We start from the raw sequence: 14,591 nt of genomic DNA, 5'->3' as shown, positions 1-14,591 counted from the left end.
TCTAATGGAAGTGCTGAGTAGGCTAGTCTTTGAGTAACCCATTCGCCTTGAACGGAATCGCACCGCCGACCCTGTCGCTATATTCCCATTAAATCATCTAACCCAGTAATCACTTGCACTCGAAGTGACCGGCATGGGCCGTGAGCAGTCTAATCTGTTCCGGAGGTTCACTCCCTCTGATCCGGAATAGTTTTCGGTTCACTTATGGGCAAGACGTTTGGGACTTGGACATGGCCAGCGCGTATCATGTATTCTACATGTACCCGTTGCCGAGCGACGAGCTTAAACGGAGGCCGCGATACGCTTCTTGAACCGTCTCTTTTGCCGCACGCAGGTCGCACTGGTGCCGCTGACGTCCTGGCCTGACGGTCCCGTGTCGGCGGAGGTTCCAATACTTGCCGATGGAATGAACCCGATCCTACGCGTTGCAGACCATTGGCGCTTACCCCGTCACGAAACGCGCACGGAGGTCTTGGCGCGCTGCGGCGTTCTGCCCGATCCGATCTACAAATGGCCAGCGCTCGTCCTTACCGACGCCGAACCCCTGCCAGGTGCACTTGCGCCCTGGACGGCAAGCGCCTTTGAGCGCATCCCACCCCAGTTCCCGATCACCCGCTTCACCGCTCTTGCTTGGTTCGAAGACGACGCGCACGCCAACCTTCGGCGCATCGCCGACAATCTGACGCCATCGCTGGGGCCCACGCCGGTCGGCCAGCGGTGGAATACCATCGTCGCCGCGTGGCGGTCGGGGCTGGCTGAGGTCTCGCTGACAGCCTGGCCGCCGGAGTGGCAATCGCAAGGTCTGCAGAACCCGTCCGAGGATCGCGGCCCTCGCCTCAGGACCGCCTGCCAGGTGACGCTGGCGACGGGCTTCCGCCTGCCTCTAAGCGCAAGAGAACGAGAATGGGTGACAAGCTCCGTGCCTCTCGCATTCGAGGGGGATGTCGGGACAGCGCGCATGGCACAGGCTGGCCGCCTTGCGCCGGGCGAGACAGAGCTCGAATATGTGCGCGACCCAGAAGACCTCGTCGAGGACCGGCAGCGGATGCTTGGGCTGTCGGCAGACGGCGAGGCGCTGATCGTGGTTTCGGATCAGCTCTTCGTCATGCACCGCACCGACATTCTGCATTTGGAGGTCATTCGTATGACGCCGGCCAAGGGCGGGGGAGGCTCGTCGCTTCATGCCCATTGTCACACGCATGCACCCGGCGCGGACAACCAGTCTGTGTTCCTGGCGCAGCACAGCGATCCCGACGGCATGACGGCGCTTGGGCAGGAACTCGGTGAGCGGCTCGGTTGTTTGGTCGAGGTCAGCCCCTACTACCCGGATTGCTGACCATGTATGGATGACGGCTAGGACCAGCGTTGATAGGATCGCCGGAGCGAAACGAACTGAAGCGGGCTCGCAAATGGAAGGCAGCAGGACGGGCGCATACCGGTCCAAGACTGGAACCAAGTGGCGCGAAGAAGTGCTCGACCTCTTACGACGGCTGGGCCCTTTGAAGCTTCTCGTCCTCCTTCTCGTCTTGCCGGTCGCAGCGGAGGCGCACGAGCCCGGTTACGCCGACGCAAAGGTCGCGTCGCCCGCACGCACTAGCCGCGCGGGCGTCCGTCTCGCCTTTCCTGCCGGTGAACTTCCGCGTCACGGGATGCTGGTCACGACCGGCAACGTCCTGTCGCCGCTGGCTCGCTGGATCGTCATTGATCTCGACCTCATGACGATCCGGCAGGCAACAACCCGTCTGTCCGATGCGGAAGGGCCGGTGAAGATCCAAAGCGAACGCACCGATGCCATTTCGGATGACGAGCGGCGCAACATGATTGCGTCCGGGAACGAGGTCTGGATCATGCCGGATCCCGATCCGCCAATGATCGGCGAGCCGACCGACCAACTGTGCAGCGTCGCCCTGTTCGATGGCGACGACGTCCTGCAGGAGGTTGGCTCCGATTGTCCGAGACCACGTTTCGTCGCAGTGCTGGAAGCGTTGGCGGCGTCCGCCAACCGGCGAGCCAATTTGCAGGAGCATGCGCCGGCTCCTCCTTCCGCGGAGGCGTCGATCGGCTCAGCGCATCGCGAGCCAGATGGCACGCTGGTCCTATGGCTGCGAGCCAAAAACGAAGACGGGTCCGTCGTCGGACATGGTGAGTTTCGCTACTCCCCGAGCGATCAGAACTATGACCGTGTGCTGCGCCATCTGGGACCGATCCCGCCGGGCGGTGAGGTTCTTGTTTTACCGTTTCCATCACGCTGGCCAGACGAAGTTGCGTCGCCTCAGCGACCAAGGTCGTATGTCGCCGTCGCAATCACCTGGGCGCGGTCACGTCGTGCACCCGGTGCGTCGGCACGGCTGAGGACCAGCGCCAGCTTTGGCTCCTTACGCAGTCGGAAGAAGGTCGAGACCATGCCCTCTTGGCGCTTCTCGCCGATGCGCTCCCAATGATCAGAGAAGTCCGGCGAGGCGGCCATGGCTTCGGCCGCCGGCTGGAAGTCGACCCCGCCGCCGCCCGTGATGTGGCACATCGGGATGTCACGCGAGACCACCAGCGCGTAACCCTCGTTGGGTCCGGCATTGATCCGCCAGTAGCGGTTGCCGCGACGGAGGGGCTCAGGGGGGAGGAGCGGCTCGGGCAGTTTCTCGGTCTCGTACACCGCGCTGCCAAGATCGATGGCCGCGAGGAAGCGCGTCGGACCGTTCACCCAGCTTGACGGGTCGAGGACCCAAGTCTCGCAGCCGCGCAGTGCGCCTTCCAGGCCGCTGCGCAACGGAACCGCGACAGGACCATCCTGCGCCGATGCGGATCCGGGGATGGCAAGTAGCATCGCGGAGGCGAGCAGCAGGCGGGACAAGCGTTCCATGTCGATGCAACACCTCATGCGCAGCATTATCGGTTCTCCAGACCACGTGAGGCGCGCTCAGCTCTGATCATGTCCGCTTCTCGGCCGATCTGGTCTCGAAGGGCCGTCAGCCCTGCCCGCATCCGCTCGTGTACGGCCGGATCCAGCGAAGGATCAGGATAACGTTCGTCCCAAAGAAGCACGGCGTCGATCGTCAGCTGGAGCTTGGGTATATCTCCGAAGGCCCAAGCATTGACGGACGGCCCCAGTGTCTCGAACAGCGACGAGAACAGAGCGGGTTCGCCGGTCGGGTTCTGAGCTGGGCCGCCGTTCAAGCGTGAGCGCCAGCGAAGTTGTCCGGCATAGAACCAGAACGTCGCCTCGTCGCCCCTCCCCGCCTGCATCAGGGGTGCCGCGCGCAGCATGATTTCGCTGGGCGGCGCGTTACCCGCGGTCTCGGCACCACGCGGCAAGGCCGGCTCCTCTGCGAAGGCAAGTGGCGGGCCAAGAAGAAACAGAGCTGCCGCTATAAGGTGCGGGAACATGGTGCGATAGGACATGTGGCGCGGTGGCTCCCTGCGGCTTCGGTCGACACACGAGGCTTATACCATGCAGACATTTGGCTGAGGTACACCAATATTTATGCGAGCTCACGTTGCGTAAAACGAGGGTTACAGACATAACGGAGCAGAGATCGCGAGCAGTTATCGTCTGCTTATCGCGGCTGGTTGGTCCTTGCAGAATCGGGGTGCCCTCGATTTCTCGTGGGCGTCGCTCATGCGCACGAAATCCAGATATACATGAAATTTAACAACTGGCAGGGTTCACCACTCAGCATGCGTAGCGTTTCAATCTCGAAAACCTGCAGCGCGTGCTGGTAGGCGAATGGGTTACCTTTGAATATCGTATCAAGCGGCCCTCAGATGGTGCTATCCGCTGGCTACGGAACACCGATTTCCCAATCAAGGACAATCGAGGTAACGTTTTACATATTGGGGGCATTGGTCACGATGTCACGGCTCTGAAGGTCATTGAGGAGGAGCTTGCTAGGGCCGAGGTCCGGCAAAGAGCACTTTTGGAAGGTATTCCGCAGCTTGTTTGGCGTGCCGCCGAGGGTGGCAATTTAACCTGGTCGGGCCCGCAGTGGACGGAGTATACCGGTCAGGCCGAGGCTGACAGTCATGGAATGGGTTGGCTCGACCCAGTTCACCCTGATGACCGGGCCGCTGCGCTGGCGGCTTGGTCAAAAACGATCGAGACAGGTGGGTTCGAGATCGAGTATCGCATCAGGGAGGCGAATACGAATGCGTACCGTCGGTTTCACACGCGCGCTACGCCGGTGCGTAGCGCGGACGGATTCATTGTCGAGTGGCTCGGTACGTCAACTGACATAGAAAATCTCAGAAGCGGCACCAACAACCAGTAAGCACCGATGATTAGGTGACGTGGGAGCCCCTAGAGCGTACAGAACGCCGCTGCGAGGTGCGCCGTTTGGCGATCCGCGCCTGATCTTGTAGTCATGGCTCTCACGATACGCTGGGTTACCAAACAACCCGCTCAAAGTGTTCGTTGGTGAGTAAACGAGCCATAAGCGACAGCCCAAACCGTTACGGAACAATTATATGTTGTAGGTATCATCACGTCCTAACCAAAGGTCGTGCGGTGGATTACACTTACGCGCTCATAACCGTCAGCTGCTGCATAGCAGTAGGAATAGCTCTAGTGTGGTTCGGGATGCGTGGATGACGTTCTTGAAGGCATAACGACAGAGCGCTAAGCAACCGGAAGCTGGTCCAGATCTCTGAGAGTTCATACCAAGAAGTCTATCGCCCGACTTTACCGCAGCTACCTCCCGTAGATGGACTGCCCAAGCAGTTCTGATATTCGATGAAGGGTGATGCGTTTCGCTAGCTCCGGACGATTGTAAACTCGAGAGGGCACTTGTGTAAGGGTTACTGCCGGTCACCACATCACCGCTTCCGGGACGTTGTCGGTAAAAGCTGGAGCGATCTACAAGCGTCCTTGACCTGATCGAGCGAATTCCACGGGATCGTAAGCGGGCTGAGCGCCAAACGTTTGCGCGCTTACGATCCTCAAAACTTCGCAATTGTCTCGCCGGCGGCTAGAGCCGCGCGCCAAATAGGGATGCCGCGGGCGGGTAGCTCCAATCGTTCGGCCCAGCGCCGATCAGGCCGATAGCGAGGACGACCGGAGCGACGCTGCCATTGCGGCATCATTCAGATGCGGTCATGGATGCATCCTGGCTCCCTTGACGATTTTGTCGACGATCTTCCTTTCGGCTCGCAGGGCGAGTCCCACGAGTTTCGCGTCATCTGGCGAGAACTGAGCAAACACAGCCCTGTTAGCAGCGTCGTAGCCAGTCCCAAACATTTCCTCGGTGTAGGCGGAGATTCTCACGTGGCGCTCAACGGAACGCCTGTGGACGCTGCGTAACGTTTCCTGATCTGCGCCGAGCACCACCATTGGCTGGATGGTCATCGGGTTGTAGACATGACCGTGCGCATCCCGGTATGGTTCGCCGATAATCTCCGGCGACTGGGCGACAAGGCCGCTCGTCAAGAACGCGGTCACGTTCAGCTTCTGCCAAATTGCAAGATCATCGCGGATTACGATCGCGATCTTGGTGTCAAACATGCAACGGAACTCCTTTTTGGGTGTGAACTCAAACGCAGACTTAGCGCCAGGTGGACGGGGCGGTCTTGAACGTTCGTGCCAGGCCCGTCCGGCTGACGGGATGCGTGTTGCCGACTCCTCACATGGGGTGGAGCGCATCGAGGCTCGCTTTCATGGCAACGCCTTCTCACCGCATCGCCATGACACGTACGGGCTTGGACTGACCCTCCATGGCCTGCAGACTTTCCGCTATCGTGGGGTCGAGCGCTTCAGCAATGCCGGCAACGTTATCGTGCTTCATCCCGACGAGCTGCATGATGGAGCTGCCGGCACTGACGATGGTTTGATCTACCGCATGATCTATCTCCCGCCGGACCTGATCAGCGCCGTTGACGGTCATCGCACAGGGCTGCCCTTTGTTCCTGATCCTGTGTTAGCCGATGAAGGGATACGGCAGGCGCTTGGAGATATACTCGCTGACCTGGACGAGCAGCTGTCTGACCTGTTGATGGATGACGTGGTGATGCGGCTAGCTGCCGGCCTTTCCCGGCAGGCGGGTACACCGGGAAAAACGCTAACTCCTTCGGCACGGTCCGCTGTCCTGAGAGCTCGGGACCTCCTCGAAGACCGCTGCGCAGCACCCGTAAGCTCCAGGGCCCTGGAGGCGGAAACAGGACTGGACCGATACGAGTTAGCGCGACAGTTTCGACGGTTGATGGGTACAAGCCCCCACCGATACCTTGTGATGCGCCGCCTGGAACGGGCGAAACGATCCATGGTGGAAGGACAGGGGCTTGCGGCGGCGGCCGCTGATGCCGGCTTTGCTGATCAGGCACATTTTACGCGCCATTTCCGCAAAACCTTTGGCATTACGCCAGGGCGCTGGCTTGCTATACGCATCCCGAGCACAGAGAAAGCTAATCCTGTCCTGAGTACTGGACGCTAGAAAGATACCGGTAAGCCTCTCACAAACTGCCAGCGAATGCCGCGACGGCAAGCTAGACGAATATTGTGTGCAGCATAAGCGCCTTCGTAGAATGGTCATCGAGGGACCATCGCTGCGGCCCTCAAGCCGACACTTCGGTCAACGCTGTTGTTCGGAGATCGGATATCGCGGGGCTTGCGGACCTTCGATTGTGATCCATTGGAGCTCGGTGAACTCTTCGAACCCGATTGCGCCACCTGACCGACCGTAGCCGCTATCTTTAACCCCTCCGAACGGTATCTGAGCCTCGTCATCAAGCGTTGCGCCGTTGATATGCGACATCCCTGCATTCAGTCGCTTCGCGAAATCGAGGGCAAGGGTGACGTCCCGGCTGAATATTGCAGAGGACAAGCCGTAGTCGTTGTCGTTGGCGATCCGGATTGCCTCATCAGTGCCATCGACAATCACGACGGATGCCAAAGGTCCGAAAGATTCGCCGCGCGAGGGAGAACACGACCTCTATGCCTTCCTGAAGACCGACCCCAACGAGATCGTAAAACCTATCCATCCGAAGGCCATGCCCGTTCTTTTGATAACGAAGGAAGAATGCGAGATTTGGTTGACCGTGCCGTGGAGTGAGGCGAAGGCCCTTCAACGTCCCCTGCCCGCCGAGCGAATGTTAGTGCTGCCACGTTACATGGAGGTCGGTGGCCTCGGGGGGCTTCCGACACAGACGAAAGACTTGTTCGGCTGATCTTGCGTGCTCATCATTGAGGTAACGATCGCTGTGTGAGGACTAAACACTCACTGGATCGGTGCTGTAACGACGACCCGCAGACCAGGCGCGTTGTCCTCCTCGTCGATGTTGCCTTCAAGACGGTCGATGATTGCCGCAAGGATGCGAGAGCCGAAACCGCTTCTCCCGCCCGTGGTCTTCTGCTTGCCAAGGCCGACATCGGAAACGATAAGACGGAACGAGTTCCGGTGCTGTTCGAGCTTGATCGCGAGTGGTCCCGGCATGCCGTCGTAGGCGTATTTCTGCGCGTTGATGACCAGCTCGGTGAGGATCAGGCCGACATTGACGGCCTTGTCGGTGGCGATCAGGATTGGCGACAGGTCGAGTGTCAGGTTGTCCTGCCACCTCTCGTCCATCGACGTCGTCATCTCCTCCATCAGGCTTTCGATGTAGCGCGACAGGTCGATGATCTCGACGCTCTCGTCCTGGTAGAGGCGACGATGGACGAGCGCAACGGCGTTCAGCCGCTTCTGCGCCTCGTCGAGGTTCTGCCTTACCTCTTCGCTCGTCGCACCCCGTGCCTGCAAGCGCAGGAAGGCGGAGACGAGCTGGAGCGAGTTCTGGACCCGATGATTGACCTCCTTGAGGAGGTAGTCCTTCTGAGAAACGAGTCCCTGGTTCTCCCGCAGGCTAATCGTCAATTCGCGGTTCAGTTCGCGCAGGCGCTGGTTATTGCGGTACTCGAGCATCAGACGCACGACGCGGCTCGCGGACTCGATTTCGGCATGTGACCAGGGTCTCGCCTTGCCTCTAACTTCGTCGCTCCACGCCTCGAATGACGAGCGCGGTGTTAGGACCGCTGATGGATCGTGCGACGTGTCCTTGTGTGGATTGCCTGCCCATCTGAGGACTTCGACGTGTTCGGCACGGAACCACATGAGGATGGTTGGTACTTCTGTCGACATGGTGACCGCCAGCAATCCGCTGGCTATGTCCGTGAAGGCCACTGCCTCTGCCCAACTCGCCGACAGGCTCGGCGTGGCATAGGCCTGCTGCGAGGCCGGAACCCGCACGTGATCGGCCAGCTTGCGGATATCGATGGGATCGGGCGTTTTGCCGTATGCGAAGAGCTCGCCAGCCTGAACCGCGGCGAAGCCGTCCGCATGCAGCATCTTCGCGATTTTCTCTCCGGATTTGGCAAACAGCTCGTCGAGGGAAGTCTCCGGTCCGAGCAACGCCAGGACAGCGTCCTCCTGCGACCGCAGCCGGATGCGCTCCCGATGAACCTGGGCATCTTCCTTCGACTTGATCTTTCGCGCGAACGAATTCGCGAGTGTCTGGCATCCCATGCGCGCGGTAAGAGGAATAGTTCTTGGCTGGTGATGGTGGCAGGCGATAAGCCCCCACAGCACGTTGTCCTTGATAATCGAGAACGAGGCTGATGCCTTCACGCCCATGTTGTGCAGATACTTGATATGGATCGGCGAGACGCTCCGCAGCGTCGAGTCGCTGAGGTCGATACCGCGCAGGTCGCGATCCGAACGGATCGGCCGCGGGAGGTAGTCAACGTCCGGAATGACGCGGACCTTGTTGCGCAGATAGAGCGCTCTTGCCTGCTTCGGGATGTCGGACGCTGGAAAGTGGTGGTTCATGAAGCTGTAGTTGCCGGAGGCGGCGCTCTCGCCCACCACGACGCCGGCATCGTCATCGAGGAATTGATAGACCATGACGCGATCGTAGCCCGTCAGCTCCCGGAACACCGTCGCAGCACTCCGACACAGCTCGGCGACGCTTGCGGAACGTTCGAAGCGTGTGCTGGCGGCATCAAGGTCGACCAGGAACGGGACCGCCTCGACGGCCGTCTCCTCCGCCCTATCCATCTCGACGACGGCGAACTCGCCCGAGCGATACGCCACGGCGTTCAAGGGTCCTCCGCTCGCATCCACACGACCAAGCACTGCGACCTTTCCGGTCGCGATCGCCGACATTCGGCCGAGCGCCGAAGCGCTAAGGACGTCGTCGAGCCGCTGGCCAACCACCGTCTGTCCGAGAAAGCCATCAACGTCACCCGCCTCGCCTATGCAGACAAGCGTATGGGCGTCGGCGATCAGCATAATGCCATGAGACTGGATGGAACCGGGGACGTGGATCGGTTCGACATCACATGCGGTGAGGTTTTGTTGAAGCATAGGCGGCCTCTGCTTGTACTGGCAGCTCACGCCGACTACGGGCGGGACAACCGTCTTCCTTCGATAAGTAGGACATAACAGGAACACGCGTTAAAACAAGCGATATGCGGGACATGAGCTAATTGTGATCCGTCTTATTGACCTTCTCAGCACGGTCGTTAGTTACGGCAACTACTCCATTGATCGGATTACGTGATGAAGGAAACGGTCGAGCGCCGTCTTGCACGTCAGGCGGGCCAGAGGCTTCTCGCTAAGCACATGTACGAAGACCCGTTCTCGGCGGCGTTCAAAGCGACACGGATGCCGATGCTGATCACTGACCCCCGTCAGCACGACAATCCGATCATTTTTTGCAACAATGCGTTCTGCGAGCTCTCGGGCTACAGCCAGGCGGAGCTCGTCGGCCGCAACTGCCGCCTGCTTCAGGGAGAGGGCACGGATCCCGAAGCCATCGCCAGAATAAAGGACGCGGTCGCCGCCGAGAAAGACCTGGCCATCGACATCCTGAACTATCGGAAAGACGGGGCCTCCTTCTGGAACGCGCTGTTCGTCAGCCCCGTGCGAGACGACGCGGGCGAGGTGATCTACTTCTTCGCGTCGCAGCTCGACTTTACGAACATCAAGAGCAAGGAAGCCGAACTCGCGGCAGCCCGCCATTTTGCCGAGGAGGAAGTCCAAAAGCGGACGGCAGATCTGCAGAGCGCTCTGGAGACGAAGACGGTCCTCGTCCACGAGGTGGACCACCGCGTGAAGAACAACCTGATGACCATCGCGTCGATCGTCAAGGCGCAGGCGCGGATCTCGGAAGACGAAATAGCCAGGAAGACGCTGCGTTCCGTGCTCGACCGCGTCGAAGCGTTGAGCACCGTACAGCGCAAACTTCTCAACAACGACGACATTGGTCACTTCGACGTCGCCGAATTCACGCGGGAACTGATCCAGGACCGCATAGGCGGTTTGAACCGAACCGACATCGAGGTGAGGATGGACCTACACGAGGTCATTGTACCTGCCGCCAAAGCCTCTCCTATCGCTCTCGTCGTCAATGAGCTCGTCGGAGACGCCATACGCCGCGGCCTTGGTGACTACGGCGGCCAGATACACGTCGAGGTCAGACGGCTGAACGGGCACTTCCTGATCCGGGTCAGCGACACAGCATCACCCGTCAAGGTGGACAAAGGGCAACAGGCGTTCGGTGCGCTGTTGCTGGAAACTTCCGCGCGCCAGCTCGGTGCGAGAATTGAAAAAAAGTGCGAAGGAGATCGAACGGATGTCCATGTCACCATGCTCGTCGACGAACACAAGGACTGAAAGATGCGTATACTGATCGTCGAAGACGAGGCGCTTCTCGCTATGGAGATGGAAAGCGAGCTTGGATCGGCCGGCCACGAGGTAGTTGGCATCGCGGCCGAGAGTGCGACGGCGAAAGCCCTCGTCTCGGATGCCTCGCCGGAATTCGCGTTCGTCGACATTCACCTGCAGGACGGACCGACAGGCATTGACGTGGGACGGGAGTTGGCCGCGCGGGGTGTGCCTTACACGTTCGTATCGGGCAATCTCAAGCGTATACCGACGGACTACGCCGGCGCCATCGGCGGGATCGAAAAACCATACACCGTGAACGGGTTCAGGAACGCGCTGGCCTTTCTCGAGACTTACGTGGCGGGGGAACGCGGCAGGCAAGTGCCTTCGAGCCTTGTGCTTGCCGAGAGGTTGCCAACGGAATGATGGCTGACGGTCGCAAATAACCTGCTGCTTCAAGTCACGGCTCTTGGTTGACGACCTTGCGGCGTGCATCGGATCAACTGCTTTAGAAGTGTCGAGATCGCCCTGAACACCATAACGACAGAACCAAGGTGTAGCCTTTGCGCCGCTCGCAAGATCAAACCGAGCAGCCGCTTTTTAGAATTTTTCCAACGCCGCAAGTATTACGAGTACGAGTGTTCCCACTGCGGTCTACTCTACGCGGATTTGAAAGCAGCATTACATCAAGCTACCTACTTCGACGGCCACGAAATCAGATGTTCGCAGGCTGATGAGGTTGGCTTCGACATCTTCACTCTCAAGATGATTGCCATACGATATGGCCTTGCGATAGTGCCTGGCGATGCCGCACAAGAACGTGCGCTTGCCTGCCCTCACAGTGATGTTCCTGGGCATGCATATACGACACCATTAGGAGAATTTCCGCTGGCATCGTTCGCACTAGGTATCATGTGCCGCGAGAGCGAGCTGGATAGGGCTGTTTCGTCAGCTTGCGATGTATTGGACGAGTTCGCCGAGTGTTTGATCGTGATCGATAAGCAAGAGAGTTGGCATCCAACTTTCGAATTGCCCAGAGGAATACGAGTACTTGGTCGCCCGCTCGCCCAAAGCTTTGCGGCGCAGCGAAACTTTATTCAGCAAAACAGTCGCTCGCCATGGGTCATGCAGCTCGATGCCGACGAAACAATATCAAGCCTTGATGTGCGAAAACTGCGTCAGCTAGCAACTTCCATGCAAGGCCACGGCTTTGTCTCAATTGGAATTCCGAGAGAGAACTACGTTGACGGCATTCGGTCAGACCTTTACCCCGACACGCAGTATCGACTGAACCGCAGTCATGTCGTATTCGACGGAGCAGTTCACGAGAGGCCGTTGCGGCCGTGGCAAGTCAGCACTATCGCGATTGGCTGCAATATCACTCACCATCTGGACAGTGCGCACGTCGCAACTCGCTCCTACCAATATGATAAGATTTCCCCAGGACTTGGGCGTGTCCATGAGCGAGAGGAATTCGCGGAGCCATTTTTAGGTATGTGAGCTGTCAGCTTGAAACAAACCGAGTTTCTTATCAAGCACTCTCTGATTATCAGCTTGATTGCAATGGTTACTCCTAAACAGGTCAGCTAATCGGTATCAAAAACGGCCAAACAGGAAAGGCTTGGCCTTAATACAGCATGGCAAGCGCACCGCGTTCTCGCACGTAGTCTGAAACGGTCCTAATAGGGTAATTTCGCCCAGAAGCACGCAGATCCTGCCGAACAAACGATACGGCTAGATATCGTTCTCTTCGGCGACTGTGCTGGTGTTCAACCATGTAGGCATTAAAAACCACGGCACACCACTAGCAAGATATCCCTGGACAGCTACAGCACCTCCTCGGCGCTTAACGAAGCATACGCAGCCGGTTGCCGGTGATAAATCGTCCTTCTGTTGCCCTGGCCACCCTGCCAGCGCAGCCCGTCGTTTTCTGCGCTACTCCTTTCGCTGCGATTGCGACTGAAGATCCGTTTACGATGAATCTTGAGAACATTTTCGGAAGGTGGGTGTTAGTGTCATTAATGCGAGAGGATATCAGAATGCCTAGCCCGTCGGATCAATTTGTCAAACTTGCAAAAAGCGAGATGGTGCGTCGGGCTTCGCAAGCCATGGCGACTAATCGTCCGCCTGTGACAGACGAGGAATTTCAGCAACTATTAGAGCGCCTTTCCCAAGCGGAAGCCAATCGCTAATTGGCCGCTCGTAGGCGACATTGCCCGCGCTAAGTTGATCGTCAACAAAAGACCGCGACAGGCGCCCATAAGGGAGATCGGGTGGCGTGTCGGTCCGCCGTGACGGCCACCCGATCCATGTTCGTCAGTCCGATAGACTAGAGCTGAGCAAACACGTTGCCTCCAGCTTGCTTAGAAGCAGACGCCCTCTAACGCGACGCATACAGAAGTCAATCACAACGTCCGCCTGATCGTGGTCATAAAGGAGGCAGTTGGCTTGGGTTTACCGCCTCTACGCACTTGCGTGTCTAGGGATGAAAGTGGCTTGGTGCTAGCGACTTTAGCGACCGGGTACTAACGACAAGTCTTTGCGCTTACACTTAGCCGTGACGCGAAACTAGATGCACAGTGAGATCGACCAGAAGTCGTTGCAATAGGTTCCTACAGTCTGACGCCTTGATGGGTATCGAACATGCGACCCAGCAGTAAGCGCCTTAGGTGTGCCAAGCAATGTTCACCAAGGGATCAGATGATGGCAGCCTCGATAATACCAGCCGCCTTGCGCAGTCCGCCTGCTGCCGAGATGGTACGGCCTATCTTCCCTGCCCGCTTTTTGTAGCCTGGCTCGTGCAGCAGCGTCTCAATAGCTTGCTTCGTCTTGGCGGTCGTCAACAGGCGGGTCGACATTCGCGAGCCGACTCCATGATGGACGATCCGGGCGGAGACGCCGGGCTGATCGAACGCTATCGGGAGTGCAAGCAGGGGAGTGCCGAACTCGAGCGCGTCCATGACGGTGTTCATCCCGCAATGCGTGATACAAAGATCAGCACGGGCAAGCACGGCTCGCTGCGGCGCAAAGTCCACGACCCAGGTTGCGCCCAGGGCCTCTGCCTGTTCCCGGTCGAGCCCACCGCAATGGGCGACGAGCAACTGCACATCAAGCTGGCGGCAGGCTCGGGCGGCGGCAGCGAAAAGCGATGCGCGGTGCCCCTGCAGCGTGCCGAGAGACATGAAGACGAAGGGCTTTCCCGAGTCGACGTCGAACGGGATTTCCTCCTCGAGCTCCTCCTCTCGAAGCGGACCCACCATGTGCAACCGACTATTGGCTGAGGTGCGGGGAAAATCGAAGCCGACCGTCGTCTGGGCAATTGTCGCTACATCGGAAAGGCATGACTGAAGGTCGTGGAATGTCTCTCCGAGACCGAAGCGGCGTGACCATTTGCGGATGACCCGGTTCTGCTCCAGCAGGAGCAGCCGGGAGACGCGCTCCCCTCCCCTGTTTCGGCGGATCCCTTTTGGCGACGGATCATAGAGCCACGGCAAAAACGGGAGCGGGATGGTTTCATCGCGTTCGATCGGCAGTGCGCAAGCGATCGATATGATGGGTACCCCGAGATGGCGAGCGAGCAGCCCAGCTGCCGGCTCCATCTGATCGCCAAGAACGGCATCTATTCCGAGTGCACGAAGATGTTCCGGAGCATGTTCACAGAGGGCGTCCGTCAGCATGGCCGTGTCGTTAACGGTTCTCAGAACGCCCAAAAGCCCGCTGGGTCGTGACGCCCGGTCGATGACGCGTTCCATCTGTCGCGCGTCGGTCCCCTCCACCGCGCAGACATCGAATCCTTCCGTCACATACCGCTCGGCTCCGGCATTCAGCACGAAGGTAACTCGGTGACCTCTGCGCACAAGCTCGGCTCCGACTGTCTCGAAGACGGCGATATGGCTCTTGAATAGGGGGCAGATAAGAGCGAGATGCAAAAGCCGGTTACCTTTCGGAGCGTGACGAGGTTGTCTTCAG

Annotated in this window: 14 protein-coding genes; 7 read left to right on the top strand and 7 right to left on the bottom strand. The window is 58.9% G+C overall.

What is annotated here, in order from left to right:
• The first annotated feature begins 307 nt into the window (after positions 1–307).
• A complete protein-coding gene (locus AC0JZ8_RS01760) occupies positions 308–1,336 on the top strand; it encodes a hypothetical protein (protein WP_471891479.1) in 1,029 nt (342 codons plus the stop codon).
• 145 nt (positions 1,337–1,481) lie between these two features.
• Here AC0JZ8_RS01760 and AC0JZ8_RS01755 read toward each other — a convergent pair whose 3' ends face one another.
• The 3 genes from AC0JZ8_RS01755 to AC0JZ8_RS01745 all read right to left on the bottom strand — a co-directional run bounded on the left by AC0JZ8_RS01755 (position 1,482) and on the right by AC0JZ8_RS01745 (position 3,396).
• The gene (locus tag AC0JZ8_RS01755; RefSeq protein WP_471891478.1) at positions 1,482–2,027 is read right to left on the bottom strand and encodes a hypothetical protein; all 546 of its coding nucleotides are present in this window, start codon (positions 2,025–2,027) and stop codon (positions 1,482–1,484) included.
• Positions 2,028–2,272: 245 nt separating this feature from the next.
• The gene (locus tag AC0JZ8_RS01750) at positions 2,273–2,875 is read right to left on the bottom strand and encodes a hypothetical protein (protein WP_471891271.1); all 603 of its coding nucleotides are present in this window, start codon (positions 2,873–2,875) and stop codon (positions 2,273–2,275) included.
• Positions 2,876–2,883: 8 nt separating this feature from the next.
• Complete coding sequence (locus AC0JZ8_RS01745; RefSeq protein ID WP_471891477.1) at positions 2,884–3,396, bottom strand: hypothetical protein; 513 nt, start codon at positions 3,394–3,396, stop codon at positions 2,884–2,886.
• 311 nt (positions 3,397–3,707) lie between these two features.
• Here AC0JZ8_RS01745 and AC0JZ8_RS01740 point away from each other — a divergent pair, with 311 nt between their 5' ends.
• On the top strand, positions 3,708–4,262 hold the full coding sequence (locus AC0JZ8_RS01740) for a PAS domain-containing protein (protein ID WP_471891476.1): 555 nt from the start codon (positions 3,708–3,710) through the stop codon (positions 4,260–4,262).
• A gap of 821 nt (positions 4,263–5,083) precedes the next feature.
• Here the strand turns inward: AC0JZ8_RS01740 and AC0JZ8_RS01735 are convergent.
• A complete protein-coding gene (locus tag AC0JZ8_RS01735; protein ID WP_113165884.1) occupies positions 5,084–5,491 on the bottom strand; it encodes a DUF2000 family protein in 408 nt (135 codons plus the stop codon).
• A gap of 100 nt (positions 5,492–5,591) precedes the next feature.
• Between AC0JZ8_RS01735 and AC0JZ8_RS01730 the strand changes: the two genes are divergently transcribed.
• On the top strand, positions 5,592–6,416 hold the full coding sequence (locus tag AC0JZ8_RS01730; protein WP_249407692.1) for an AraC family transcriptional regulator: 825 nt from the start codon (positions 5,592–5,594) through the stop codon (positions 6,414–6,416).
• Positions 6,417–6,554: 138 nt separating this feature from the next.
• Here the strand turns inward: AC0JZ8_RS01730 and AC0JZ8_RS01725 are convergent, their stop codons facing one another.
• The gene (locus AC0JZ8_RS01725; protein ID WP_471891475.1) at positions 6,555–6,863 is read right to left on the bottom strand and encodes an aldehyde dehydrogenase family protein; all 309 of its coding nucleotides are present in this window, start codon (positions 6,861–6,863) and stop codon (positions 6,555–6,557) included.
• Here AC0JZ8_RS01725 and AC0JZ8_RS01720 point away from each other — a divergent pair.
• Positions 6,847–7,149, top strand: coding sequence for a hypothetical protein (locus tag AC0JZ8_RS01720; protein WP_471891474.1), 303 nt, complete (start codon positions 6,847–6,849; stop codon positions 7,147–7,149). The two genes, AC0JZ8_RS01725 and AC0JZ8_RS01720, sit on opposite strands and share 17 nt — an antisense overlap.
• 50 nt (positions 7,150–7,199) lie before the next feature.
• Here AC0JZ8_RS01720 and AC0JZ8_RS01715 read toward each other — a convergent pair whose 3' ends face one another.
• Entirely contained in the window at positions 7,200–9,320 is a 2,121-nt protein-coding gene (locus AC0JZ8_RS01715) for a histidine kinase dimerization/phosphoacceptor domain -containing protein (protein ID WP_062583337.1), read from the bottom strand.
• A 195-nt stretch (positions 9,321–9,515) separates the two neighbouring features.
• Between AC0JZ8_RS01715 and AC0JZ8_RS01710 the strand changes: the two genes are divergently transcribed.
• From AC0JZ8_RS01710 to AC0JZ8_RS01700, 3 genes are all read left to right on the top strand, one after another.
• Positions 9,516–10,631, top strand: a complete 1,116-nt coding sequence (locus AC0JZ8_RS01710) for a PAS domain-containing protein (RefSeq protein ID WP_471891473.1) — start codon at positions 9,516–9,518, stop codon at positions 10,629–10,631.
• A 3-nt stretch (positions 10,632–10,634) separates the two neighbouring features.
• On the top strand, positions 10,635–11,048 hold the full coding sequence (locus AC0JZ8_RS01705; protein WP_471891472.1) for a response regulator: 414 nt from the start codon (positions 10,635–10,637) through the stop codon (positions 11,046–11,048).
• A gap of 63 nt (positions 11,049–11,111) precedes the next feature.
• Positions 11,112–12,122: a glycosyltransferase gene (locus tag AC0JZ8_RS01700; protein ID WP_471891471.1), complete on the top strand. Its 1,011-nt coding sequence runs from the start codon at positions 11,112–11,114 to the stop codon at positions 12,120–12,122.
• Between the two features lie 1,196 nt (positions 12,123–13,318).
• Here the strand turns inward: AC0JZ8_RS01700 and AC0JZ8_RS01695 are convergent.
• A complete protein-coding gene (locus AC0JZ8_RS01695) occupies positions 13,319–14,551 on the bottom strand; it encodes a glycosyltransferase (protein WP_471891470.1) in 1,233 nt (410 codons plus the stop codon).
• Positions 14,552–14,591: the final 40 nt, after the last annotated feature.

It is taken from the genome of Velazquezella soli (assembly GCF_977018685.1).
This window is presented reverse-complemented; position numbering and strand designations above follow the sequence as displayed.

Bases quoted from the DNA above. Each gene is read 5' to 3' on its own strand.
- AC0JZ8_RS01755 (WP_471891478.1), bottom strand. From the start codon at position 2,027: ATGCTCCTGCAAATTGGCTCGCCGGTTGGCGGACGCCGCCAACGCTTC.
- AC0JZ8_RS01730 (WP_249407692.1), top strand. From the start codon at position 5,592: ATGCGTGTTGCCGACTCCTCACATGGGGTGGAGCGCATCGAGGCTCGC.
- AC0JZ8_RS01735 (WP_113165884.1), bottom strand. From the start codon at position 5,491: ATGTTTGACACCAAGATCGCGATCGTAATCCGCGATGATCTTGCAATT.
- AC0JZ8_RS01750 (WP_471891271.1), bottom strand. From the start codon at position 2,875: ATGAGGTGTTGCATCGACATGGAACGCTTGTCCCGCCTGCTGCTCGCC.
- AC0JZ8_RS01705 (WP_471891472.1), top strand. From the start codon at position 10,635: ATGCGTATACTGATCGTCGAAGACGAGGCGCTTCTCGCTATGGAGATG.
- AC0JZ8_RS01715 (WP_062583337.1), bottom strand. From the start codon at position 9,320: ATGCTTCAACAAAACCTCACCGCATGTGATGTCGAACCGATCCACGTC.
- AC0JZ8_RS01745 (WP_471891477.1), bottom strand. From the start codon at position 3,396: ATGTCCTATCGCACCATGTTCCCGCACCTTATAGCGGCAGCTCTGTTT.
- AC0JZ8_RS01710 (WP_471891473.1), top strand. From the start codon at position 9,516: ATGAAGGAAACGGTCGAGCGCCGTCTTGCACGTCAGGCGGGCCAGAGG.